The 24,799-nt window shown below is 66.1% G+C and carries 17 protein-coding genes and 1 pseudogene; 8 read left to right on the top strand and 10 right to left on the bottom strand.

Going from position 1 to position 24,799, the window contains the following annotated elements; all coding sequences use genetic code 11:
- Positions 1–157 precede the first annotated feature (157 nt).
- From ACK1VC_RS15035 to ACK1VC_RS15025, 3 genes are all read right to left on the bottom strand, one after another.
- Complete coding sequence (locus ACK1VC_RS15035) at positions 158–2,008, bottom strand: ABC transporter ATP-binding protein (protein ID WP_024717693.1); 1,851 nt, start codon at positions 2,006–2,008, stop codon at positions 158–160.
- On the bottom strand, positions 2,001–3,776 hold the full coding sequence (locus ACK1VC_RS15030; protein WP_219740294.1) for an ABC transporter ATP-binding protein: 1,776 nt from the start codon (positions 3,774–3,776) through the stop codon (positions 2,001–2,003). The genes ACK1VC_RS15035 and ACK1VC_RS15030 overlap by 8 nt, the downstream gene beginning before the upstream one ends.
- A 92-nt stretch (positions 3,777–3,868) precedes the next feature.
- The gene (locus tag ACK1VC_RS15025) at positions 3,869–5,101 is read right to left on the bottom strand and encodes an acyl-CoA dehydrogenase family protein (protein ID WP_016486040.1); all 1,233 of its coding nucleotides are present in this window, start codon (positions 5,099–5,101) and stop codon (positions 3,869–3,871) included.
- Positions 5,102–5,479: 378 nt separating this feature from the next.
- Here ACK1VC_RS15025 and ACK1VC_RS15020 point away from each other — a divergent pair, with 378 nt between their 5' ends.
- The 7 genes from ACK1VC_RS15020 to ACK1VC_RS14990 all read left to right on the top strand — a co-directional run bounded on the left by ACK1VC_RS15020 (position 5,480) and on the right by ACK1VC_RS14990 (position 13,894).
- Complete coding sequence (locus ACK1VC_RS15020; protein ID WP_070086544.1) at positions 5,480–6,541, top strand: ABC transporter substrate-binding protein; 1,062 nt, start codon at positions 5,480–5,482, stop codon at positions 6,539–6,541.
- Positions 6,542–6,559: 18 nt separating this feature from the next.
- Entirely contained in the window at positions 6,560–7,291 is a 732-nt protein-coding gene (locus ACK1VC_RS15015) for a class II aldolase/adducin family protein (protein ID WP_191087493.1), read from the top strand.
- Between the two features lie 163 nt (positions 7,292–7,454).
- Positions 7,455–8,642, top strand: a complete 1,188-nt coding sequence (locus ACK1VC_RS15010; RefSeq protein ID WP_016486043.1) for an LLM class flavin-dependent oxidoreductase — start codon at positions 7,455–7,457, stop codon at positions 8,640–8,642.
- Positions 8,643–8,652: 10 nt separating this feature from the next.
- Positions 8,653–10,224, top strand: coding sequence for an ABC transporter substrate-binding protein (locus ACK1VC_RS15005; protein ID WP_016486044.1), 1,572 nt, complete (start codon positions 8,653–8,655; stop codon positions 10,222–10,224).
- Entirely contained in the window at positions 10,217–11,293 is a 1,077-nt protein-coding gene (locus tag ACK1VC_RS15000) for an ABC transporter permease (RefSeq protein WP_023049244.1), read from the top strand. The genes ACK1VC_RS15005 and ACK1VC_RS15000 overlap by 8 nt, the downstream gene beginning before the upstream one ends.
- Positions 11,286–12,113, top strand: coding sequence for an ABC transporter permease (locus ACK1VC_RS14995; protein WP_070086545.1), 828 nt, complete (start codon positions 11,286–11,288; stop codon positions 12,111–12,113). Before ACK1VC_RS15000 ends, ACK1VC_RS14995 begins: the two co-directional genes overlap by 8 nt.
- Entirely contained in the window at positions 12,110–13,894 is a 1,785-nt protein-coding gene (locus tag ACK1VC_RS14990) for a dipeptide ABC transporter ATP-binding protein (RefSeq protein ID WP_096425900.1), read from the top strand. Before ACK1VC_RS14995 ends, ACK1VC_RS14990 begins: the two co-directional genes overlap by 4 nt.
- Before the next feature lie 323 nt (positions 13,895–14,217).
- Here the strand turns inward: ACK1VC_RS14990 and ACK1VC_RS14985 are convergent, their stop codons facing one another.
- The 6 genes from ACK1VC_RS14985 to ACK1VC_RS14960 all read right to left on the bottom strand — a co-directional run bounded on the left by ACK1VC_RS14985 (position 14,218) and on the right by ACK1VC_RS14960 (position 23,208).
- Positions 14,218–15,306 (bottom strand): LLM class flavin-dependent oxidoreductase, encoded by a 1,089-nt coding sequence (locus ACK1VC_RS14985; RefSeq protein WP_095114850.1) that lies wholly within the window; start codon positions 15,304–15,306, stop codon positions 14,218–14,220.
- A gap of 28 nt (positions 15,307–15,334) precedes the next feature.
- On the bottom strand, positions 15,335–17,911 hold the full coding sequence (locus ACK1VC_RS14980; protein WP_070086547.1) for a TonB-dependent receptor plug domain-containing protein: 2,577 nt from the start codon (positions 17,909–17,911) through the stop codon (positions 15,335–15,337).
- Between the two features lie 218 nt (positions 17,912–18,129).
- On the bottom strand, positions 18,130–19,683 hold the full coding sequence (locus ACK1VC_RS14975) for an ABC transporter substrate-binding protein (protein ID WP_060516375.1): 1,554 nt from the start codon (positions 19,681–19,683) through the stop codon (positions 18,130–18,132).
- A 4-nt stretch (positions 19,684–19,687) separates the two neighbouring features.
- Complete coding sequence (locus ACK1VC_RS14970; protein ID WP_096425901.1) at positions 19,688–20,887, bottom strand: LLM class flavin-dependent oxidoreductase; 1,200 nt, start codon at positions 20,885–20,887, stop codon at positions 19,688–19,690.
- Between the two features lie 12 nt (positions 20,888–20,899).
- Positions 20,900–22,123, bottom strand: a complete 1,224-nt coding sequence (locus ACK1VC_RS14965; protein ID WP_016486051.1) for a lipase family protein — start codon at positions 22,121–22,123, stop codon at positions 20,900–20,902.
- An 11-nt stretch (positions 22,124–22,134) separates the two neighbouring features.
- Complete coding sequence (locus ACK1VC_RS14960; RefSeq protein ID WP_016486052.1) at positions 22,135–23,208, bottom strand: ABC transporter substrate-binding protein; 1,074 nt, start codon at positions 23,206–23,208, stop codon at positions 22,135–22,137.
- 293 nt (positions 23,209–23,501) lie between these two features.
- Between ACK1VC_RS14960 and ACK1VC_RS14955 the strand changes: the two genes are divergently transcribed.
- A complete protein-coding gene (locus ACK1VC_RS14955) occupies positions 23,502–24,560 on the top strand; it encodes a sigma-54 interaction domain-containing protein (RefSeq protein WP_016486053.1) in 1,059 nt (352 codons plus the stop codon).
- Positions 24,561–24,603: 43 nt separating this feature from the next.
- On the opposite strand, the pseudogene ACK1VC_RS14950 reads toward ACK1VC_RS14955, so the two are convergent.
- Positions 24,604–24,798, bottom strand: a pseudogene (locus ACK1VC_RS14950) (L(+)-tartrate dehydratase subunit beta); the annotation flags it as partial.
- Position 24,799: the final 1 nt, after the last annotated feature.

The following is a 24,799-nucleotide window of genomic DNA, read 5'->3' as shown; positions in this document are numbered from 1 at the left end:
AGGTGCTCCCACAGGTTCGGCGCTGTCAGTCAGTCCGGCGCCATACCTGTGGGAGCGGGCTTGCCCCGCGAAGAGGTGCTCCCACAGGTTCGGCGCTGTCAGTCAGTCCGGCGCCATACCTGTGGGAGCGGGCTTGCCCCGCGAAGAGGCCGACGAGTCAGACCCCGATTTGCTCGGTTGCAACCTCCCCGGCGCTGCGCAGATACGCTTGGTACAGCGCCGCATACGCGCCACTACGCCCGATCAGATCGGCATGCGCCCCTTGTTCCACCACCCGACCATGCTTCACCACGGCAATCCGGTCGGCATCGCGAATGGTCGCCAGGCGGTGGGCGATGATGATTGCAGTGCGCCCCTGGCACAGCCTGCGCAGCGCCCGCTGGATACGCCGCTCGGTGTGCACGTCCACCGCCGAGGTGGCTTCGTCCAGCACCAGCACCGCCGGGTCGGCCAGGTAGGCCCGCACCAGGCACACCAGCTGCCGCTGGCCATGGCTCAGGTGCGCGCCCAGCGGGCCGACTTCGGTGTGGTAGCGCTGCGGCAGACGTTCCAGCACCTCGTCGGCACCCAGCTCACGGGCGGCGGCCACCAACTGCGCATCGTCTGCGTCGGGCGCGGCCAGGCGCAGGTTGTCGAGGATGCTGCCGCTGAACAGCACGTTGTCCTGCAGCACCACGCCCACGTTGCGCCGCAAGTCATGCTGGGCCAGCGCACGCAGGTCGATGCCGTCCAGCTTCACGGCGCCGTGCTGCACTTCGTAGAAACGCGTCAGCAACTGCACCAGGGTGCTCTTGCCATGCCCGGAGGGGCCGACGATGGCCAGCACTTCACCGGCGCGGATGTGCAGGTCGAGCCCGTCGATCACCGGGCGCGAGCTGTTAGGGGTATAGGCAAAGCCGACCGCGTCGAAGTCCACCTGGCCGCGCGCCCGGGTCAGGGCGTGTGGCGCGGGCGGGTCGAGCACTTGCGGGCGGGTGTCGAGCAGCAGGAAGATGCGCTGGGCTGAAGCGCTGCCGGTGGCGTAGCGCTCGAACAGGTCTGACAGCTCTTGCAGCGGGCCAAGGAACAGGAACACGTAGAACAGGCTCTCGGCCACCTGCCCCACGCTGACCTTGCCCTCGGCCAGGCCATGGGCACCGACCAGCAACAGCACGGCCATGCCGGCGGTGCTGAGCAACGCGGTAAACGGCGCGAACCAGCCGGCGCGCAGGCTGCCGCGGATCAGCGCCTGGTTGAAGTCCTCCAGCAGGCGCCGGTAGCGTGCCTGGTTGGTCTGCGCTTGCCCGCATTGCTGGATCAGCCGCACCCCGCTCACACTTTCCACCAAGTGCGCGGTGAAGCGGCTGCGCTGCTCGGCCACCTTGGCCCAGTTGCGTTGCGACACGCGCTTGAAGCGCCAAGTGGCCACGGCCAGCAACGGCACTGTGGCCGCCAGGCTGTAAAAGAAGCTGGGCTCGATACGCCACAGCATTACCGCTGCCAGGCCGCAACGCAGCAGGGCGCCGAGTAGCTCGGGCGGGCCTTGCACGAGCAACGGCTCCAGCGCATCCACGTCCCGGTCGGCACGGGAAATGATGCGCCCGGCACGGGTCTGGTCGAAGTAGCTCACCGACAGCGCCTGCACATGGGCGAACACTTTCACCCGCAGGGCATTGAGCACGCCGATCGCCGCGCGCCCGGCGATGAACTGCGATACCCCGGCCAGCAGAAAGCGCCCCAGCCAGCTCGCGGCCAGCCCCAGGCCCAACCACAGTACCAGGCGCTCGTCGAGCAGCCAGTGGTCGGCGCTGGGCACCAGGCCCTTGTCCAGCAGTTCCCGCACGAACCACGGGCGCAGGAACACGGTGAACACCAGCAGCAGCTCGATGCCGATCACGGCAAGGATCTGCCCGCGAATGGGCTGCAACAGCGGCAGCAAGCGGTGGAACATGCCCCGGTCCAGCGCCTGGCGGGCCAAGCGCTGCTCGATGTCGATATCGCTGGCGGGGGTGTGCTGCGCATCAGTCATGGTCGATCCCCAGCAAGTCGCGATAATGGGCGTTGTTCGTGCACAGTTCGGCATGGCTGCCATTGGCAGTGATGCGGCCGTTTTCCAGCATCAGCACGCGGTCGGCCAGCAGCAGGGTGGAGAGGCGACTGGTGATCAGCAGCAAGGTCGGGCCTTGGCCGCTGGCGCTGTGCAGGCGGCGGATGTTGTGCAGCACCTGACGTTCGCCCAGGGCATCCAGGGCGCTGGTGGCGTCGTCCAGGCAGAGGATGTCGGGTGCACCGAGCAGCGCCCGGGCCAGGCACAGGCGCTGGCGCTGGCCGCCGGACAGGGTCACACCGCGGTCGCCTAGCGGGGTGTCGAGGCCGTGGGGCAGGCGCTCCAGCACGTCCTCGGCGGCGGCCAGGCGCAAGGCTTCACGCAACCGGGCGTCGCTGGCCTGTGGTGCGGCCATGCGCAGGTTGGCGGCCAGGCTGTCGGAGAACAGAAAGCTTTCCTGCGCCAGCACGTGCACGCGGCGGCGCAGGTCGGCAAGGTCGAGGTCGCGTACGTTGTACCAACCGGCAGTGTCGCTACCGACCTGCACGCTGCCGTGCTGTACATCGGCCAAACGTGGCAGCAGGCTGGCCAGTAGGCTTTTACCCGTGCCGGTGGCGCCGACCAGCGCCACCACCTCACCGGGCAGCAGGGTCAGCGAGCAATTTTGCAGGATAGGCCGGCCAGCTTCTGCTGCACTGACTTGCACCTGGTTCAGCTTCAGCCCCAACGGCCCCTCGGGCAGGGTGGCATGGCTGCCGACGATGGCCGGGCGTTCGTCCAGCAGCTGCCAGATACGTTCGGCGCTGGCGCGCGCATCGGCAAAGGTCTGCATCACCCGGCCAATGCCTTCGATGCGGAACACCAGCGTGGTGGCCACCAGCAGCGAAGTGACCAGCTCGCCGATGCCCAGCGCGCCAGCCGCCACGCGATGGGCGCCGTATACCAGGATCCACACATGCCCCAGCGCCACCACCGCCTGCGGTAGCGGAATGCGTGAACTGGCGTAGGCCAGGGCGGCGCGGGCATGGTCGGTGAACACCTCGACCTGCCGGGCGAAGCGGGCAATGCGCTGCTGCTCCAGGCCAAAGGCCTTGATCACCCGCACCCCACCGATGCCTTCTGCCAAGTCCTGGCTGACCTGGTCATAGGCAGCGCCCACGGCGCGGTCAAGCGTGACCAGGCGATCGGTCTGCACCACGAACAGCCATAACCCGGCGCCGGTCAGCAGCAGTGGCACCAGCCCCAGCAGCGGGTCGTACCAGCTCAACAGGCCCACCGCGACGAGCACCACCAGCGGGGTTTCGATGATCTGCCGCCAGAAGGTGATCAGTGCGTCGCGCACTTTGTCGGCATCGCGGGTGGTGCGGGTGACCAGTTCGCCCATGCCGTGGTGCCAGTGATAGCCCAGGTGCAGGCGCTGCACCTGGCTGAGGATGCGTTCACGCAGGCGCGTGAGCAGGGCCTGGCTGAGCACCAGCGACAGCACGGCGGCGGCGTATTGCAGCAGGCCGCGGCCCAGGGCGATGGCCAGCAGCAGCCACAACCAGTGCCAGGCCACGCTGGCGTCCAGGCTGCCGTCGGCCAGGCGCAGCACGGCGCGGCCGGCGCTGACATCATCGACCGCATGGCCGATCAGCCACTGCTGCCAGGCCAGGCCGAGGTTGCCGGCGATGTACAAGGCAGTGACCAGAGCAAAGCGCCAAGGCATTTCGCGGTAGATGGCCAATGCCCGAAGAAGCGGGTGGTTCATGTAGATGCTCGATCAGAATGCGACACCGCCCTTGCAGGAGCGGCCTTGTGCCGCGAATGGGGCGCGACGCGCCCCCCCGGCTCCAGCTGGGTTCAACGGCGGGTAGCGCCCTGGCTCTCCTTGGCATTAAGCACCGCCGTGTACTCCCCCGGGTCTGCCCCGTTCAGGTAGTAGTTGCCCACGTTGTGCAGCCGCCAGCGGATCGGGTCGTGGGTGGTGTGCACCCGGGCATTGCGCCAGAAGCGGTCGAGGTTCCACTTGCTCAGCGAAGCGCTGGCCCCCAGCAACGAGAACAAGTCGCTGGAAATCTTCAGCGATGCAGCATCGGAATGCGCACGGGCGGTAGCGACCGACAGGATCAGCTCATCCTGCAACGCCTTGTTCTCCGGGTCGCGCTCGTGTTCGTCGAACACCCGCGCCGCCTCGCGCAGCACCGACTCAGCGCCGCGCAGCGCCACGGCGTACTCACCGACCTGGCGAATGACATGCGGCTCGTCACTGGCGCGCTCCACGCCGCTCTCCACCCAGGCCCGGGCATGCTCGCGCAAGTACTCGACAGCCGCCTGCAAGGCGCCAGCGGCGATGCCGGTGTCGATGGCGGCGTGGAGGATCTGCGGGAAGGTCAGGCCAGTGCGTTTCATCGGCCCGTTGCGGCGGGTCAGGTAGCGCTCATCGAGCACGATGTTGTCGAAATTCACCGTACCGCTCACCGAGTTCTGCTGGCCAAAGGCTTGCCAGTCATCGATCAGGGTCAGCCCCGGAGTGTCGCGGTGCAGCAGCACGCCGACGCCGCCGTCTTCGCTGGCGGCGGTCAGCGAGATCCACTCGGCCAGGTAGGAGCCTGTCGAGTAGAACTTGCTGCCGTTGAGCACCCACTGGCCATCGGCGCGGCGCTCGACGCGGGTCTTGAGGGCGAACTTGTTCTTGCCGCCGACTTCGGCCAGGGCGTTGCCAAAGCGCTTGCCAGCGAGTACGTCGGCAATCAGCCGGTCGCGTATTTCGTCGGGGTAGCCGGTAAAGATGCCGCGCAGCATCACATTGTGAATTTGCAGCAGCTGGCCGACACCGCCGTCGGCGGTGGAGACCAGGCGCACGGTTTCCACCACAGTCTGCACCGAGGCACCGAGGCCGCCGAACTGGGCGGGCACCGCGATGGCGGTCAGGCCGCTGCTGGACAACAGCTCGGCCTGGCGGTGGGGGAGCTGGCCGTTGTTGCGCGGATCGGCGGCCAGTTCGGCGATGTGCGCGGCGACCTGGCGGGCGGTTTCGATGGCTTCCGTTTCGCTGGTGAGGCGGCGGGCAGGGGAAGGTTCTATGGCACTCATGGTGGGGTCTCGAATTGTCAGAAGGGCCAGTGCGCCTGTTTCGCGGGCTTGCCCGCTCCCACAGAGGCAGCACTGCCCTTGGGGGTTGTGCTGGCCCTTGTGAGAGCGGGCATGCCCGCGAGTGGCCACACCGCGGTACCAAGCCCTAGAGCAATATCTTTGCCACCCCTCCTCAGGCCACATCCTGTGTGGCTTCCAGCGGCCTTTGCTGCCTCAGCAGCAGTCATGTTGCTGATCTGGCAGCACCCCGCCCGCAATCCTGCTCCCAGCCAAGCACCCAGCCCTCCGACACAACAGCCAATCCTACGGAAATCAAGGCCTCCAGCGGTTGGCACGCACGCTGCAATGGTGCTTGCACGACGCCCAAGGAGCCACCCCATGACCCTCGCAACCCCCACAGCAAACCGCCTGGCAGACGACCCATCCGCCCTGGAACGCATCTGGTTCACCCGCTGCCCTGTGCCCACCGCCTCAGGCCTGGCCTACAAACTCGGCTGGCTGGAGCAAGAGTTCGCCGCCGATGGCTTGCCTGTCTCGACCTTGCAGGAGGCCCGCCAGCTAGGCCATCACCACTACGATCACCAACTGCCCGGGTTGTTTCGCGAAGGCGGCAACGTGCCGGCGCTGGCGGCACGTGCGGCCGGCTCCCCCAGTCGGTTGATCGGCCTGACCTGGATCGAGGAATGGCAAACCATCCTGGTCCGCCCGGACTCCGGCATCCGCAGCGCCGCCGACTTGCGCGGCAAACGCCTGGCGCTGCCGGCCTGGGGCGATAGTCGGCCTGGCAGCATTGCCCGGGCCATGAGCCTTCACGGTTACAAAGGCGCCCTGGCCTCGGCGGGCCTGCACCTGGATGACGTGCAACTGGTGGAAGTGGCCCTGCTCGACCAGGCCAGTGCCGCCACCCCGGCGTTGGGCTTGCAGCGGCTGTGGTCGGGGTTGGAATACCTGGCGCGCGGTGAAGTCGATGCCGTGTACGTGAAGGGCGCGGCAGCAGCCGATGCCGCACGCCGGCTGGGCCTGGTGGTGGGCGTCGACCTCGACCTGCTGCCCGACCCGCGCCACCGCATCAACAACGGCACGCCACGGCCGATCACCGTGCATCAACGCCTGCTCGACAACCATTTCGACCTGGTGGTGCGCTTCCTTGCCCAGACCTTGCGTGCCGCCGAGTGGGCAGCCGGCAACCGCGACGCGCTCAACCGCATTCTCGAAGAAGAAACCCGCGCGGGCAGCCAGGGTGTGGCCGAGGCCTACCGCGGTGACTTCCACACCACGCTGGCGCCGGACCTGTCCGCACAGCGCCTGGCCTTCCTCGGCACTCAAAAGGACTTTCTGTACCTGCACGGTTTCCTCGAAGCCGATTTCGCCATTGCCGACTGGGTCGACCCGCGGCCTCTGCAAGCTGCCCATGAACTGCTGGCCCAACGCCGCGCCTGACCTGACTGGAGATTGAACATGACCGTACTGATCAACGAACGCCCTGTCACTGCCGAACTGCAAGCCTTTATCGACCAGGTAGTGGCCGACGCTGAAGCGGCCTTCAGCGTCTTTCGCGAAACCAACACCATTACCGCCAATGGCACGGTTGGCTTCATCGAACGTGTGCAGGGTGAAGAGCTGCTGGTGTCGGTGAATTACGGCGGGCCGTGGAACCATCGCAAGCCGCTGCAGGCCACCGTCACCGATTTTGCGGGCAACGTCATCGTCGGCAAAGGTAAAGGCGGTTTGGGGCGTTACACCAAGCTGTTCCAGACCCACGCCGACGTCACCACCGTGTCGCACGTGCACAGCCCGTACCTCGGTGCCTGGGCGCAAACCCACCGCACCTTGCCGTTCCACTACGTGCCGGTGCAACGCTATCAGCTGGCCCGCGAGCTGCCGGTGTACATCGACCGGCGCCAGGCCGAGGTGGACTTCATCCTCGACAAGATTGCCGAGAACCCGTTCAACCTGGCCATCCTGGAAGCCAACGGCGGCTCCACGGTGTGGGGCAAGCAGGGGCTGCGGGCCACGGCGGAGTTCATCCTGTTGCTGGAGGAGGGGGCGCAGATCCAGTTGCTGGCTGATGCCCTGGGCGGGTCGCGGCCTTACGGGCCAGGGGTGCTGACCCAGCAATGGAAGATGAGCGGGTTGTACGACCGTGCTACCGAATTGGGCCTGGTGCCTGGCATCGATCGGCGCAACTGATGCGATCGCTGGGGGCGCTTTGCGCCCCTATCGCGACACAAGGCCGCTCCCACAAGGCCCGCGTACGCCGACCAATGTGGGAGCGGCCTTGCGTCGCGATAGGGCTGCGCAGCAGCCCCAGAGGCCTGCCCTCAAACACCTCATCTGAAAAGGACCCAGCCCCATGGCAGTCAAAATCCTTTGGTACCTCACCACCCCCGACGGCCCCTATCCCTGGGAGCCCGAAGGCCGCTGGCACACCGATTTCGAACACCTCAAGCAACTGGCCATCGCCGCTGACCGTCTGGGCTTCTACGGCTCGCTGCTCGGCTCAAGCCCCAACGAAAGCCTGGCCGTGTCGGCAGCACTGATCGACGCCACCACGCGCCTGCGCTTTCTGGTCGCCCAGCACCCGGGGGAGTTGTCGCCAGCGGTGCTGGCTAAATGGGCGCTCACCTTCGACCAGTTCTCCAACGGCCGCCTGCTGTTCAACGTGGTCAACGGCAACGATGCCGGCCTGGCTACCTTGGGCGTGCACTACCCGCACGATGAACGCTACGACTTCAGCCTGGAATACTGGCGCGCCTTCCAGAGTTTCTACGCCGGTGAAACGGCGGGTTACGACGGCCGCTACGTCAAGCTTTCACCCCGTTCGCCGGCCGCCGCCCATCACCCGCTGGGCGGTTGGCACCCACCGAAGCAAAAGCCCGGCATTCCGTTGTGGGGCGCCGGCACGTCGGCACCGGGCGTGGCCCATTCGGTGCAGTTGCTGGACGTGTACCTGAGCTTCGCCGACACCCCGCAAAAGCTCGGCGACAAGTTCCGCCGGGTAGCGGCCGAGGCGGCGAAGATTGGCCGTGAGCTGACCTACGGCACCCGCCTGCAAGTGATCGTGCGCGAAACCGAGGAAGAGGCCTGGGCCCATGCCGAGCGCCTGTTGCAGCGCACCTCGCTGGCCACCGCGCGCGCGGCCATCGAACGCCAGTTGCCGCCGGGGCAAACCTTCGACAGCTACGTCAGCGACGACCCGCGCATCCAGCGCAACCTCGACAGCCTCCGCGCCGGGCGGCTGCCCACCGCCCGCGAGCTGGAGATCTACCCCAACGTCTGGCTGGGCCCCAGCCTGTTCGGCTTCAACATCCTCGGCCCGGCAGCCGGCACGTACCTGGTGGGTAGCGCCGAACAGGTCGCCGAACGCATCCGTGAATACGAGGCCCAGGGCACGTCGGCATTCATCCTGTCAGGCTTCCCGCTGATCGATGAGGCGCACCGGGTGGCAGACCTGCTGTTCCCGCTGCTTGACCTGGACCATGGCTTCGAGGTGCCGCGCCTGGGCGCAGTCAGCAAGCCCGGCGTGGCGCAACCGGCGTAAGGAGAAGGTCATGAGCGAGCTGTTTTCGCGCCGGGTGTTTCTCGGCAACAGCCTGGCCGTTGGCGGCAGCTTGCTGCTGGGGGGGCTGCTCAGTGGCTGCGACAGCGGCGCGTCTTCAGCGGCCAGTGCGGCGCTGCCGGGCACGCCGGTGCACGGTGGGCGCTTGCGGGTGGGCATTATTGATGGCGACCAGGCCGGCAACCTTGATGCGCACAAGCCGGTGGGCGGCGGCATCATCCGGGGCTGGGCGCTGTACGCCAAGTGCTGGGAATGGAACGCCGACGTCAGCACGCGCCTGGCACTGGCCGAGTTCGCCGAGCCGAATGCCGACGCCAGCGCCTGGACCATCCGCCTCAAGCCTGGGCTGGAGTTTCACCACGGCAAAAGCATCACCGCCGACGACATGCTGTTCTCGATCCTGCGCCTGACCGACCCGCAGCTGGCCTCGCCCTTCGCCGGGCTGGTCGGCGCTATCGATCGGCAGGCACTGCGCAAACTGGACGAGCGCACAATTGAAATACGTTTCAAGCAGGGGCAAAGCTTCTACCCGCTCGATGAAACGTTGATCAGCTTCGGCGGCATCGTGCCCACCGACTACCACCCGGTGACCAACCCGGTGGGCGCCGGGCCATACCGGCTGAAAAGCTTCATACCTGGCCAGCGCTCGCTCTACACCCGTTTTGAAAACTACTACAAGCCCAATCGCCCCTACGCGGACGAGCTGGAAATCATCGAATTCAAGGACCAGGTGTCGCGGGCCGCAGCGCTGCGCGCCGGGCAGATCGATGTGGCCAGTGGTGTACAGGCTGAGCACAGTGCACTGCTCAAGGCCGACCCACGGCTGCGGCTGTACGCCTCGCCGAGCACCTCGTTCACCGGCTTCAACCTGAACCTGGCCAAGGCGCCGTTCCAGGATGTACGGGTGCGTCAGGCATTCCGCCTGTTGGCCGACCGTCAGGAGCTGGTGGCGCGTGGGCTCAATGGCTTTGGCCGGGTGGCCAACGACTTGTATTCGCCTCACGACCCCACCTTCAACCACGCCATTGCCCAGCGCCCTTACGCGCTGGACCAGGCCCGTTCGCTGCTGCGCCAGGCGGGGCAGGACGATTTGCGTGTGGAACTGACCACCACGCCAGGGCCTGGCGTCAACGCCGCGCTGGTGTTTGCCCAGCAGGCCCTTAAGGCCGGGGTGCAGGTGAAGGTCAACCAGGTGGACGGGTCCGTTTTCAACGGCCCGCAACGTGAGCAATGGCAGCTGTCGCCCGGGTCGACCCCGGCGCGCGGCTTTCTCGCCTCGGCGCTGCACAACGATGCGCCGCAGGCCATCTACAACCGCAGCAACTTCCACGACCCGCGCTTTACCGAACTGTTCCAGCAAGCCCTGGCCCAGCCCGACCTGGCGCGGCGCAGGGCCTTGGTGCATGAAGCCCAGGCCATCCAGCACGAACGTGGCGGGTTGCTGATCTGGGGCTTTTCCGACGTGCTCGATGCGGCGTCGTCCAGGGTTGGCGGGCTTGCCCCGGAACAGACCACCTTCGCCTCCTGGCGCTTTGACGAACTCTGGTTGAACCCCAATGCCTGATCCTCGACACACGCCCCGCACGCCGGCCTGGCTGGCCTGGTTCATCGGCCGCCTCGGTTACGGGTTGCTCACGGCCTGGGTGATCAGCCTGGTGGTGTTCATCGCCACCCAGGCACTGCCTTCTGACCCTGCGCGGGTGATTCTCGGCCCAGATGCGCCGCTGGAAAGCATCCTCACCCTGCAACGGCAACTGGGCCTCGACCAGCCGATTCTGGTGCAGTACCTGCGCTGGCTAGGCGCAGCATTACGCGGGGACCTGGGCATTTCACTGGACTCACAGGTGCCGGTGGCACAACTGCTGTTCGGCCGGTTGGGCCACACCCTTGCCCTGCTGGCCGGGGTGTTGGCACTGGTGGTGCCGGTGGCCTTGCTGTTGGGGGTGAGCCTGGCCCTGCGCCGCGACAGCCGGCTGGACCGCTGGGGCCTGTCGGCGTTGATTCTGCTCAAGGCCACGCCGGGCTTTCTGCTGGCCATCGGCCTGGTGTTGCTGTTTTCAATGCCGGGCATGGGCTGGCTGCCGGCGGTGTCGATCCTCGACCCGCAGTTGCCGTTGTGGCGGCAGTGGCCGTCACTGGTGCTACCGGTGCTGGCCCTGAGCCTGACGGCCTTGCCGTACCTCACGCGCATGGTGCGGGCCTCGATGATCGAGGCGCTGGAGTCCGAGTATGTGATTGCCGCGCGGCTGCGGGGTGTCCCCGAGCGGCGCATCGTCTGGCGGCACACGTTGCCCAATGCCCTGACCCCGGCGATCCAGGGCGTGGCACTGACCCTGCGCACGCTGGTCGGCGGTGCATTGCTGGCCGAGGTGATTTTCAGCTACCCCGGTATTGGCACTGCGTTGAATGCGGCGATCCAGATGCGCGACTTGCCGATGATCCAGGGCGTGGTGCTGGTCATCACCGTGGCGGTGGTGCTGATCAACCTGCTGGCCGACCTGCTGACCGTATTGCTCACCCCCAAGCTGCGCACGGCGCGCCGGGTGCGGATGATCCGCCGTATCCGGCGCGGCATTCGGCCTTGGTGGCGACGCGCGCGCAGCACCCCTGCCCAGGAGGCGACCCATGATTGAATCCCGTTGGCTGGCCGACCCACAGGTGCGGCGTGGCGCTGTAATCACCTTGATGGTGGCGCTGCTGGCCGCTTTTGGCCCCTGGCTGGCACCTCATGCGCCCACGGCGATGGTCGGGCCGGTGTACGGCCCCCCGGCTGCCGGGGCACCGCTGGGGCACGATTTTCTGGGCCACGACCTGCTCTCGCGGTTGCTCAGCGGCGGCCTGTCGGTGCTGTGGATGTCGGTGGCAGCAGCCACCCTCGCATTGCTGGTTGGCGGCAGCCTGGGCCTGTTGGCCGGCTTCTCGCGCAGGCGCCTGGACCAGGCGATCAGCTGGGCGGCGGACGTATCGCTGGCGTTCCCGGACCTGATCCTGGTGCTGCTGATCGTGTCCATGCTCGGCCGTGCACCTTGGCTGATCGTGCTGACCGTGGCCATCGCTTTTACCCCGGGGGTTGTCCGCCTGGCCCGCGGCAGTGCCGTGGCGGTCGCCGGGCAGGAGTACGTGGAGGCGGCGCAGATGATGGGTTACCCGCGTTGGCGCATCCTCTTTCATGAAATCCTGCCGAACATCCTCACGCCCCTGCTGGTGCACTTCGGCAACATGCTGACCTGGGCGGTGGGCATGCTGTCCGGCTTGAGTTTTCTGGGCTACGGGGTGGCACCGCCAGCGGCCGACTGGGGTTTGATGATCAACGAAAACCAGGCCGGCCTGCTGGTGCAGCCCTGGGCCGTACTGGCACCTGCATTGCTGATCGGGGTGTTTGCCTATGGCACCAACATCCTGGCCGAAGGGGTTGGCCGGGCCAGTGCAAGGATTGGGGAGAAGCAGCCATGAGCGCGCTGTTGAATGTGGCCAGTGAAGTGTTGCAAGTCAGCGACCTGCGGGTAGAGCTGGCCGGGCAGGTCGATGTGCTGGCCGAGGTGTCCTTCAGCGTTGCAGCGGGCGAGATTGTTGGCCTGGTGGGTGAGTCCGGCTCGGGCAAGACCACCTTGGCCACGGCGTTGCTGCGCCATGCCCGGCAGGGTGCGCGTATCGTTGGCGGGCAAGTGGTGGTGGCCGGGCAGTCGCTGCTCGAGCTCGAAGGTGAGGCCTTGCGCCTGGCCCGTGGCGGGCTGGTCGGCTACGTCGCCCAGGACCCGGCCACGGCGCTGAACCCTGCGCTGCGCCTGGGGGCTTTGCTGCGTGAAACCCTCTTGGCGCACCAGCCTGCGCTGTCGCGTGAAGCGGTGCGCCAGCGCATCGGCGAAACCCTGCTGGATGTGGGCTTGCCCGATGACGACGGCTTCCTGCGGCGTTTTGCGCATCAACTGTCTGGCGGGCAGCAACAGCGGGTGATGCTGGCGCTGGCGTTCGTCTTGCGGCCAAAGCTGATCGTACTCGACGAGCCCACCACCGCACTGGACGTTACCACCCAGGCCCATGTGCTGCAGACCCTCAAGCGCCTGTGCCGTGACCAAGGTGTGGCGGCGCTGTACGTCACCCATGACCTGGCGGTGGTGCGTGACCTGGTCGACCGGGTGATGGTGATGTACGCCGGGCGGCTGGTGGAAGTGGCCGGGCGTGAGGCGTTGTTCCGCGCGCCGTCGCATCCCTACACTCGCGCTTTGCTCGCGGCCATACCTGACATTGCCCGGCGCCAGCCCTTGCAGGCGATTGCCGGGCATGCACCGGCACCGGGGCAGCGCCCGGATGGCTGTGCGTTTGCGCCGCGCTGCGGCAGGCGTCGTGCAGAGTGTTCAGTGATCGAGCCGTCGTTGCTGGCGCATGACGGCGGGCATCGAGTGGCCTGCCTGGTGCCGCACCGAGAGCCGCTGCCCCTCGGTGAAGCGGCTGTCGAGGCGGCTGCTGCGCCGGGCGCAGCGGTGTTGCTGGAGGTGCAGGGGCTGGACGTAGCTTACGATCGCCAGGTGTTGTTCGATGTGTCTCTGCGGGTGAGGCAAGGGGAGTGCCTGGCGCTGGTGGGCGAGTCGGGTTCGGGCAAGACCAGCCTGGCCAGGGCCATTGCCGGGCTGGGCGAAAACGTTCAGGGGCAACTCAGTTACGCCGGCGCGCCTTTGGCGTTTGCCGCGCGCGAACGTGATGCGGGGCTGCGTCACCAGATCCAGTATGTGTTCCAGAACCCCTATAGGGCCTTGAACCCGAGGCAGACCATCGGGCAAACGCTCAGCGCGCCGTTGGCGCACTTTTTCGGGGTGCGCGGTGGTAAAGCGCGCGAGCGGGTCGAGGCCGTGCTGGAGCGGGTGTCGCTACCGGCGCGTGTGGCCGACTTGTATCCGCATAGCTTGTCTGGTGGTGAACGCCAGCGGGTGGCGATAGCCAGGGCGTTGATCTGCGAGCCGAAGTTGCTGGTATGTGACGAGATCACCTCGGCGCTGGATGTGTCGGTGCAGGCATCGATACTGGCCTTGTTGCAGCGCTTGCAGGGGGAGGGGTTGACCTTGCTGTTCGTCACCCATGACCTTGGGGTGGTGCGGGCGATTGCCGACCGCGTGCTGGTGTTGCGCCAGGGGCGGGTGGTGGAGCAGGGCATTGCCGATCAGGTGCTGGGGCGGCCGGTTGATGCTTATACCCGCACGCTGGTGGAGCATTCGCCCAGGTTGCGTGTTGGCCTCTAGGTGCTTGCCTTGGGGTATGCAGCGCCTGTGAGACCGAGCGCCGCCCGCGCGGCGCATCGCGACGCAAGGCCGCTCCCACATCTGTTTCGGGCCAGTCATACCTGTACCAATGCGCGCGACCGCCTTGTTGGCCCGTCTCGATATTGAGGTGGGCGCCAAGGGGACGCGCGCCCATGTCACAGGAGTAATTGGCCCGAAACAGATGTGGGAGCGGCCTTGCGTCGCGATGCGCCGCGCGGGCGGCGCTCGATCTCACAGGCGCCAAACAACCCAAGGCATGCACCCGGCAAACCAGATGCACCCCATAGCCATACCCCCCACCTTCACCCCACAAACCGAGCCTGGCGCCGTCGAACTTCCTCGCGCACCGCCGGTATCACCCAGCGCCCGTAATCCACCGTGTCATACAGCGGGTCATAGCCCCGGTTGAGAAAGGTGGTCACCCCAAGGTCGACATAATCGAGCAACGCCTGGGCCACGGTCTCCGGCGTGCCCACCAGTGCGGTGGTATCGCCATAGGCACCCACCGCCGTCGCCGTCGGCATCCACAACGCCCGATCATGTCGGTCGGCACGGGCGGCGGCTGCCAGCAGGCGTTCAGAACCGGTGCCCTTGATGCGTTTCTGCCAAGGGCTGTTAGCCGCAAATTGCGGGTTGGCCTTGATCTGCGCGAGGATCTGTTCGGCACGCTGCCAGGCCTGCTCCTCGGTGGCACCCAGGATCAGCCGCACCGACAGGCTGACCCTTGGCGCTGCCACCCCTGCGGCGTTGGCGGCAGCCTTGAGTTTGCCGATCTGCTCGGCGACGCCGCTCAGCGGTTCCCCCCACAGCGCATACAGATCCGCATGCTTGACGGCGATCTGGTAGGCGATGTCGGACGAGCCTCCGAAGGAAATCGGGATATGCGGCTGCTGCAGCGGCTTCACCGGTGAAAAGGCACCCTTGATATTGAAGTAGCGGCCCTCGAAGTCGAACGGCGCCTCGGCCGTCCAGGTGCGGCGGACAATCTCCAGGTATTCGTCGGCACGCCGGTAGCGCTCGGTCTTGTCCAGCAGCGTGTCCCCCTCTTGCGGCTCGGCGGTGATACCGGTGATTGCATGCAGGCGGATGCGCCCGCCGCCGGTGGTGTGGTCGAGCGTGGCGAATGCCCGTGCGGCCACCGTCGGCGCGGTCAGCGCCGGGCGGTGGGCAATCATGAAACCCAGGCGTTCGGTGTGCGCGGCAGCATAGGCGGCAATCTGCAGGCTGTCGGCGCTGCCAGGGCCGCTGGCGATCAGCACCCGGTCGAACCCGGCATGCTCATGGGCGCGGGCGTGGTGACGGATGAATGGCAGGTCGAAGTCGGGTGTGCGTACGCCACGGGTCTCGGACCACTGGCGGGGGAAGATCATGCCGACAAATTCAATGGACATGGCTAAGGCCTTTCAGGTTGAGGAGGAATCAGAATTGGTAATCGACCTGGGCCAGCAGCGTGCGGCCCGGCATCGGTTGCAGAAAGGTATTGGTGGACCCGGCCAGGCCACTGACGAAATTCAGCTCGTCGGTGACGTTGAGCATGCGCACCGTCACGCCCCACTGCGGCTGGCGGTAGTACACGGCAAGATCGAGGTTGTATTCGTCCGGCACTTTCACCGTCTTGCTCAGGTTCAGGTACCAGCTGCTGGTCCACCAGCCGGAAAGCTCAACGCCAAACCCTGAGTCGAAGCGGTAGTCGACATACCCGCCAGCGTTGTATTCGGGGATCTGCACCGCATCGAACTTGCCGGCCGGGCGCTGGTTGAGGCTGTTGTTTTCGCCAAACACAGTGCCGTTGTCGGGGATGAAGCCGGCCGAGGCAAACCCGGCCTGGCTGGTGAACTCGTTGTAGGCGCTGATGCGGCTGAGGTTGAGGCCGCCGCGCAGGTGCTGGTCCTGGTAGCGCAGGGTGGCTTCCCAGCCTTTGACGATCAGCCGGGCAATGTTGTTGTTGCTGTCCGGCGACTGGTCACGGGCCTGCTTGTAGGCAGCCAGGGTGAAGAACAGCTGGTCGGGCACAGCCTCCACCTTCAAACCGACCTCATGCAACACGCTCAGGCTCTCGAAGGCCAGTGGGTTGAGCTGGTTGGCCCCCGTGCCGCTGCCCCAGCCCAGGCCGTTGGTGAAGAAGCCGGTATTCACTGCGAGGGAACGGTCGAACGTGTAGTACAGCGTGCTGTTTTCCGTGGGTTTGAAATAGGGACTGACCTGCACCGAGAACAGCCGGTAATTATCCGAGTCCTTGCGCGGGTTGCCGCCGGTCAGCACGAACGGGTTTTCGATGCGGGCGTCGATCCAGCTGCGGCTGGCGCCCACGTTCAGGCCCACACGTTCACCCAGGCGCAGGTTGTGCTGGCTGAACAGCGTCTGGGTGGTCCAGGTGCTGTCGGCGGTGTAGGGCGCCACCGATTCTGCATACAGACCGTGCCCGGCCGGGTACATGGCGGGCAGGTTGAGCCAGCCGTAGTAGCTGGAAAGCTGCGGCACACCGGGTTGGCCGATCCAGGCGGCGTTGCCACCGGCGGGGTTGCGGCCGCTCAGGCCGAGCAGGTCGCCGGGGTTTTTCAAGGTGGGGTCGAGGGTCAGGTCATAGGCGTTGATGGTGCTGCCGAAGCTGTTGTTGGCGGCGATCGACTCATTGCGCTCGCGGCGGTAGATCAGCCCGGTGTTGCTGTCGTCGACCAGGGTCAGGTCGCCCAGTTGCCACTGGCCACGTGCGCGGAATTCGAAGCGGTTGTCGAAGATGTCGTCCTTGCCCTGCACCTGGAACGCCCCGACGGCATCGGTGGTGTCGGTGGAGTGCTGGTAGAAGGTGCTGTTGGCCAAGGTGATCGACGGGGTCAGGTCGCCTTCGATGCGCAGTTGCGTGGTAAAGCGCCGCGAACGGTTTTCGTCCTGCGCACGCTGGCCGGTTTGTGACGACAAGGAGGTCAGGCCGTTGCCCGCCAGCGACGGGTCATAGACCCAGCCCCGCAGGCTGCCGGGGTTGGCCTGCGTATTGGGTGACGCGCCCTGGAAGCTGCCGTTGACCACCTGGTACTGGCCCTGGGCATTGCGCTGGCGTTGCACCCAGCCCAGCACCTGGGCATCGGAGGCACCGGAGGACAGCACTGGCGACCACAGTGTATTGCCGTTCTGGATGACCGGTGTGGCGCGGCCGGCGTAGTACTTGCCGTGGTCGACCAGGTCCTGGGTGGCGCGGTTCCAGCCGTGGGTGATGTTGTAGTCGAAGTAGTCGTCGTAGGCGGCGTTCCAGTCCACCCGCAGGTTGTCGTTGCGCCAGGCCAGCGCGCCGTAGAAGGCGTCGAAGTTGTTCTCGACATTGTCGTAGAAGTCTTCCTGGCGCTGGCGGGTGATGCTCACCCGGTAAGCCAGGTTGTCCGTCAGCGGGCCGGTGTTGTCGATGCTGAACTTGGTGGCATCGCGTGATTCGCCATCGGGGATCCAGCTGCCGATTTCGCCGCTGAGCTTGGTGCGGAAACGGTTGAAGTCAGGCTTCTTGCTCAGGTAGTTGACGTAGCCGCCACTGCCGCTGACCGAGCCGTAGGTCACCGACGAAGGCCCGGCGACGATGTCGGCGCCTTCGTAGGCGTTGAAGTTGGCCGGGTGGCGCACCCCGTAGGCGCGCTGGCCATCCTGGAACACCTCGGTATTCTGCCCGCGCATCTGCGGGGCGATGCCGGCGTTCTGGCCACCGCCGCGGGTGATGCCGGGGGCGTACTTGACCAGGTCGTCGGAGCTGCGGATCGGGTCGTTGGCCAGTTGCTCGGCGTTGATCTGGGTGACTGAGCGCGGGGTGTCCAGCACCTTGGCTTCCAGGCCGCCATAGATCGAGGCGGGCGGTCGGGTGGGCAGGGCATCGTCGTCAGTCTGTTCGGCCTGCACCGTGACGGTTTGCAGTTGGGTGTCTTGGGCGTGGGCCAGCGGCGCGCTGGCGGCCAGCATGGCCAGCGCCAGGGCGCTGGGCGGGAATTTGGGGTGCAGCAAGGTCACGCGGGGCATTGGCTGGGCCTCGTTCAATAGCAGGAATGTGGGAGAAGCGAGGGCGCAGCCGCGCCTGCGGTTGGGTGGGTATCTCTCAAGCCTGTCAGGAGGTTCTGTGGGAGCGGGCTTGTCCCGCGAACCAGGGCGAAGCCCTGGCCATGCACCTCTGGTGTCCAGGCGGGCCTATTCGCGGGACAAGCCCGCTCCCACAGGGGAATAGGCTGTCTTGGGGCGGATCAGGTTTTCAGCCACAGGCTCTCGAACCGCCAGGTACTGAACAGCGACTGCTCGGCCTGCGCGCCCCCCACGCGGGTGCTGACGCTGTCGAGCAGGTCGGCAAAGCCCCATATCAGCATGCCGCCGCGCTCGTACTGAATGCGTTGCGCCCGGTGTACCAGCGCTTTGCGTTGCTCCAGGTCCGGCTGGGCCATGGCGGCGAGGAAGGCCTCACTGAATTCGCGGTCGTGGAAGTGGGTCTTGTTGGCTACAGCAAACGGCGCGTCGGTGTGGATGGCACTGGCCAGGAACGGCGCACCGATGCTGCCGCCGGTACTCAAGGTCCAGTCGTCGCGCTGCGGGCCCTGGAAGGTGGCCAGGTCGACCTGGCGCACGTTCAGGGTCACGCCGATACGTCGGGCCTGCTCGGCCAATACCAGGGCCGAAGCCAGCCCCGGCCCTGGTGTGGTCACCAGATCCACCTGCAACTGTTCATGGCCGGCCTGGCGCAGCAACTGCGCCGCACGCTGCGGGTCATGAGGGCGCGGGCCAAGGCTGTGGTCGAAGGTGGGGTCGAAGGGTGCATACAGGTCGTTCGCCACCCGGCCCTGGCCATTCAGCGCACGGCGCACCAATTCGTCACGGTCGGCCAGCAGGCGGAATGCTTCCCGTACGCGCGGGTCGTTGAAGGGCGCCTTGGCGGTGTTCATGTCGAACGACAGCCAGTTGCCGCTCACCGATTTCAGCAGCCGCAGCCGAGGGTCGGCCTGCAGTACCTGCAAGTGCTCGGTGGACATGACGTTGGCCATGTCGATTTGCCCCGCACGCAACGCTGCCAGGCGGCCGGTCTGGTCCTTGAAGTCGATGATCTCCAGTTCATCGGCGTAGGGCTTCCCGGGCTTGTAGTAGTTGTCGAAGCGGGTGAACAGCGAGCGCTGGCCTGGGGTGAAGCTTTTCAATTTGTACGGCCCGGCACCGACCGGGTTGGTGACCGGGTGGTAGTCCACCGGTACGATGCCGCCGAAGTTGACCCAGGTTTCTGCCAGCGGCAGGTAGCTGCGCCCCTCGCGAAAGCCCAGGCGTACGGTGCGGTCGTCCAGCTTGACCAGGTTGTCGCGGTCTACCCAGTGCAGCAGTGCCGCATAGGGCGAGGCCAGCTGCGGGTCGGTGAGCCGGCGGATGGAAAAGATCAGGTCGTCGGCGTCGATGGTCTTGCCGTGGTGGAATTCCAGCCCCGGTTTCAGCCGCAAGGTCCAGCTGCTGGCATCGGCATTGGGCTCGGCGAACTCGGCCAGGGCCAGGCGCGGCTGCATCTGCTCGTCCCATTCCCACAGTTTGCTGTACAGGGCAAAGCCACGCACGATGCCGCTGCCGATGGGCTTGTGGGCGTCGAGGTTGCCGCTCTGGTTGCCGTCGATGATGCCCAGGCGCAAGCGCCCGCCGTGGCGCGGCTGGTCGGCTGCAGCGTGGGTGGGGCTGTCGGCGGGGCCGCAGCCGGCCAGCAGCCCGCCCGCCAGCACGCCAGCGTGGCCGAGGAAGCCGCGCCGGCTCAGTGGGTAACCGTCCCTGGCCATGGCGTCAGGCCCCGTTGCTGGCGTGCAGTTGCACGGGTTCGGCTGCCGGGCGGGCAAGGGCTGCGCGCTGCGCACGGAAGTGCGGCAGGATGTGTTCGCCGATGCGGTAGGCCTCTTCCAGGTGCGGGTAGCCGGCAAGGAAGAATAGATCGACACCGATGCCGTGATACTCGCGGATACGCGCCACCACGTTGGTGTAGCTGCCCACCAGTGCGCAGCCCGGCGGGATGCCGATGTAGCCGAAACCGGTCCAAACATTGGGGTGGATGAAGAAGTCGTCAAAGGCCTGCTGCTGGTCCTGGTCGCTGTAGCCGTGCTCGTAGCTCAGTTTGCGCGCCGTGCGCAGGCCGGCGTGGGCGGCGCGGGCCTTGACCGTGCCTTTGGCCACGCCTTCGTCGAAGAAGCGCTTGGCCTCGGCCAGCGCGGCTGCTTCGGTCTCGCGTGCGATCACGTCGATGGACAGGCCAAAGCGGATGTCGGTACGGCCCCACTTCAGCGCCCGGGCGCGGATGTCGGCGATCAGCGCGGCGATCTCGTCCGGGTGCTCGGCGCGCATCAGGTAGAAATCGGCGTGCTTGGCGGCGAACTCGCGCGCTGCCACCGACGAGCCTGCGGTGCAGATCAGCGGCAGCTCGGCCTTTTTCAGCGGGCCGCGCAGGCCACCGCCCTCGGCGCGGTAGTAGGTGCCTTCGTAGTGGAACTGCTCGTTGTGCCAATAGCCGCGGACCACGTCCATGAATTCGGTGGCACGGGCGTAGCGCTGGTCATGGTCTTCAAAGTCGCCCACCTGGCGCTGGATGGCATCGGAACCGCCGTTGATGATGTTCCACACCAGCCGGTTGCCGGTGGCGCGCTGGTAGGTCGCGGCCTGTTGCACGGCCACCCACGGGGTGTAGTGATAGGGCTGGAACGCGGTGACGAATTTCAGCGTGCGGGTTTCCCGGGCCAGCAGCGAGCACACCGTCCATGGCTCTTCGCCGGTGGGGGCGTTGACCATCAGTGCGCCGCCAAAGCCGTTTATTTCAGCGGCGCGGGTGATTTGACCGAGGTAGTCGATATAGGTGAAGTGATCACCCACCGCAAACCCCGACACCGCACCGGTGCTGGGCCCGCCCGCATGCCAGTCGCCGCGGTTGCGCGGGTCGCCGGGGAGGAACTGGGTTTCGCCATGCAAGGGCAGGCGGGTGAAGAATTCGATGCTCATGGGTTGGCCTCCTTACTGGACGCTTGGGCTGCAATTGGGGGTGACCGGCTGGCCGCTGATGACCTGGCGGGCGAAGGGGATCGAGTCCTTCAGCGAGGCATTCACCGTTTCGCTGTGGCCCAGGCCCTTGTAAAGGTGGCCCTGCACCACCGAGCCGGCCTTGCAGGCGTCCTGCATCAGCGCCACCTGTGTAGCGGCGGCGGGGGTCTTGTCCTCGGCGCCGGTGCCGATGAAGATCGGCTGGGCCAGTTTCAGGGTCGGGTACGACACCTGCGCCAGCCATGGCTTGAGCTGGTCGCCCTTGTAGTCTTTCTTGGCGTTGGCCGGGGTCAGGCCTGTGCCGACCACGTCGCTGACCAAGGCTGACAGGCAGCTGGTGCGCGCCTGCTCGAACAGCGGCAAGGCCTTGTCGGTGTAGAAGTCGCGCGGGTCGATGCTTGGGTCGTACTGCTGCGCAGCCAGCAGGGTGTAGAAGCCATAGGCCAGGGCCGGGTCGACCTTGTCCTGGTCTTGTTCACCGACATTCTTCGAGCCCACGGTGTAGATCACCCCCGTACCGATACTGCCCTTGACGCCCAGCTTGGGCGCATAGGTCGCCGCATAGGCACCGGCGGCAAAGGCCCCGGCGCCGCCTTGCGACTGGCCAATGATCAGCACCTTGTCTGCCAGCCCTGGCACGCCGGCGACCACCGCCTTGGCCGCATCGAGAATGCCGTAGGCGGCCATGCGGTTGTTCAGCAGCGGGTGGCCACCCGGTACACCGAGGCCTTGGTAGTCGGTGGCGACGATGGCGTAGCCCTCATCGAGCCAGCGGTTGAGGTATTGCACATCGCGGTAGCTGCGGCCAGCCCAGGACGGTGCGCAGATATCTGCCACGCCGACGGTGCCGTGGCCCCAGCTGGCGACCGGCCAGCCGCCTGCCGGTGCCTGGCCTTTGGGAATGAACAGTGCGCCGGACACCACGATCGGGGTCTTGCCGTCGATACCATCCAGCGAGGTGTAGAGAATGCGTTGCGCGCTGGCTGCGTTGGGCAGGCTGAGTGCCTGGTCCAGCGGTTCGCTGCGCAGCAGTTTACCGGGCGTGCCGGGGATGGCCTTGCTCCAGGTGTAGAAGGCCGACACACGGCCATCGCCCTGCTGCGGATCAGGTTTGGGTGCGTAGGTTTCGGCGGCCATGGCACCGATGGACAGGGCCAGGGCGCTGAGGCCGAAGACGAGCGAAGCAGGCAGTTTCATGGGTAAGGCTCTCAAGGTTGTTGGCTGATCTGGGCGTCGAGGGACGGCCAGTAGTGGGTCAGTTGCAGGTCGATCAGCGCCTGGCGGGTAAAGCCTGTGGCCAGGTCGCTGGTAATGTCGTAGGGCGTGCGGATCAGCCGGTTGGCCAGGGCGTACTGGCCCAGGGCGTCGTAGTGGGCCTTGAGCTGGGCATCGCTTTTCGGTGCCCAGCGCGCCTTCCACACGACCGGGTCGTCCTGGTCGTCCCGGCGCAGCACGCTTTCGCTCACACCGGCGCGCGAAGACAACCCGTAGTAGGCGTCGCGGTTCTGCTCCTGAGAAATCCACCAGGCGGCGCGCACCCAGGCGGTGGCCACCAGCTGCGTCAGGTCGGCGTGCTGCTGCACGAAGCGGTCAGTGCCCCACAGGTCCGACACCAGCCGCCAGTCGTTGGCGCCTTGCTTGGTCGACCAGAGGATGCGCGCCACGCCTTTGTCTTCCAGGGCATAGGCTTCGTTGAGCAGCACGGCAGCGTCGACCTTGCCGGCGGACACCGCAGCCGCGCCTACTTGCGGGTTGAGGTTGGCGATCTTGAAATCACTGAGTGCCAGGCCCTGGCTTTGCAGGAAATTGCTGAAGGCGAACTCCCATGGGCGGCCGCGGTGCAAAGCCAGGCGCTTGCCTTTGAGGTCCTGAATGCTGCGCACCGTCGAGTCGCTCGGTACTACCAGGTAGATGTTGTTGCCGCTGCCACCCGGTACCACCAGCTTGCCCGGCACCTGGCCGGCGCCGGCGATGACCGAGGGCAGGTCGCCGCGTACGGCAAAGTCCAGGCTGTCGTTGCTGAAGCCTTCGTTGATCTGCGGCCCGGCGCCGGCATGCGGCAGGGCGGTCCATTGCAGTTTCACGCCGCGGGCGGCCAGTTGCTGTTCCAGCCAGCCTTCTTCAATCACCCGCCCCGGGATGCCGCCGAACACCGGGGCGCCACCCTGGGTGAAGGCAACAATGGCGATGCGCACCGCCGCCGGTGGCTCGGCGGCCAGCGCAGTCAGGCTAAGGAACAGGCCGCCCAGCAGGGCGAGGGCATTACGCCAGGGATTGTTCATGTGCAGCTCCAGGCAAAGGTTCTACAGGCCAGGAGCGAAATGCATGCCAGCATGCCTTGAAGTGGCGCAAGCCCCCTATTTACAGGGCCTCCAGCCATGAGCACCTAGGTGTGCAAGGCAAGGTCTGCTGATCGGCGGGCAGGGGAGTGCTGACGGGTTGCTGCTGTGGCAGCAATCAGCTGCTGAAAATTTGAATATTCTTAATTCGAATATCTAAATATTAATTAATAATTTTTTGATCTAATTTGTTTCATGCACTATGGGCCTGCGCGTCAACTGCCAGGAATGCCCCTATGTCGCTGATCACCCACCCCAATGCCCGCGAGCTGACCAAGTCGGTACGTGCCACCGTGCTCGTGTTCAAGGACCCGCGCTCCCAGGAACTGCTCAGCCGCATCGAGCGCCTGGCGCCCAGCGAGGCCAACACCCTGATCATCGGCGAAACCGGCACCGGCAAGGAGCTGGTCGCCCGTCATATCCACCACCTTAGCCGCCGTGGGCGTGAGCCATTCGTGGCAGTCAACTGCGGTGCCTTTGCCGAAACCTTGGTGGAGAGCGAGCTGTTTGGCCACGAAAAAGGCGCGTTTACGGGCGCCACCAGTAACAAGGCTGGCTGGTTCGAGGCGGCTAATGGCGGCACGTTGTTCCTGGATGAAATCGGTGACCTGCCGCTGAACATGCAGGTGAAGTTGCTGCGGGTGCTACAGGAGCGTGAAGTGGTGCGCCTGGGTTCACGAACGCCAATTCCGATCAATGTCCGGCTGGTGGCGGCGACCAACGTCAATCTGGCCGATGCGGTGGTGGCGGGGCACTTTCGTGAAGACCTGTTCTACCGCCTGCATGTGGCGACGATTCGCTTGCCGCCGTTGCGCGAGCGGCCGGGGGACATCCTGCCGCTGGCGGAATTCTTCATCGAGGAACATTGCCGACGCCTGGGTTACGAGCGTGCTTCGTTGAGCCCGGATGCCGAACGCAAATTGCTGGCGCATAGCTGGCCGGGCAACATCCGCGAGCTGGAAAACGCCATTCACCATGCGTTGCTGGTGTGCCGGTATCAGGTGGTGGCGCCGGCGGACCTGCACCTGGTCGATATGCGGCCACAGGTGGCGGCGCCTGCGGCCCATGCGTATTTGCCGGCAGCGAGCGCGGCACCGCCTGACCTGGAAAGCGCGTTGCTGGCGTTGTTCGAGCAGAACGTGCCGAATTTGTATGAGCATATTGAGGAGACGGTGTTCAGGGCGGCGTATCGGTATTGCCACGGCAACCAGTTGCAGACAGGGCGGTTGCTGAACATCAGCCGCAACATCGTGCGGGCGCGGCTGGAGAAGATTGGCGAACTGTCGAAGGCTTGATTTGCTTGTCTTGGGGCCGCACAGCGGCCCGAAAGTGGCTTGGTTATTTGATGAAGCGCACCTGGCTGATGATCTTCTCGATCACTGCCCCTTTACGTTCGTTGAAGCGGGCCTTGTTCTGCTCGAACAGGTTGTTGCCCTTGGTATCGATGGAGATGATCAGCGGCCCGAACTCGCGAACACGGTTCACCCAAAGGGGCTCCGGCATGCCCAGGTCCTGCCACTCCGCACGCTCTACT

The organism is Pseudomonas sp. XP2, assembly GCF_053557975.1.
The sequence above is the reverse complement of the archived record's forward strand: the minus strand, read 5'-3'. Positions and strand labels throughout refer to the sequence as shown.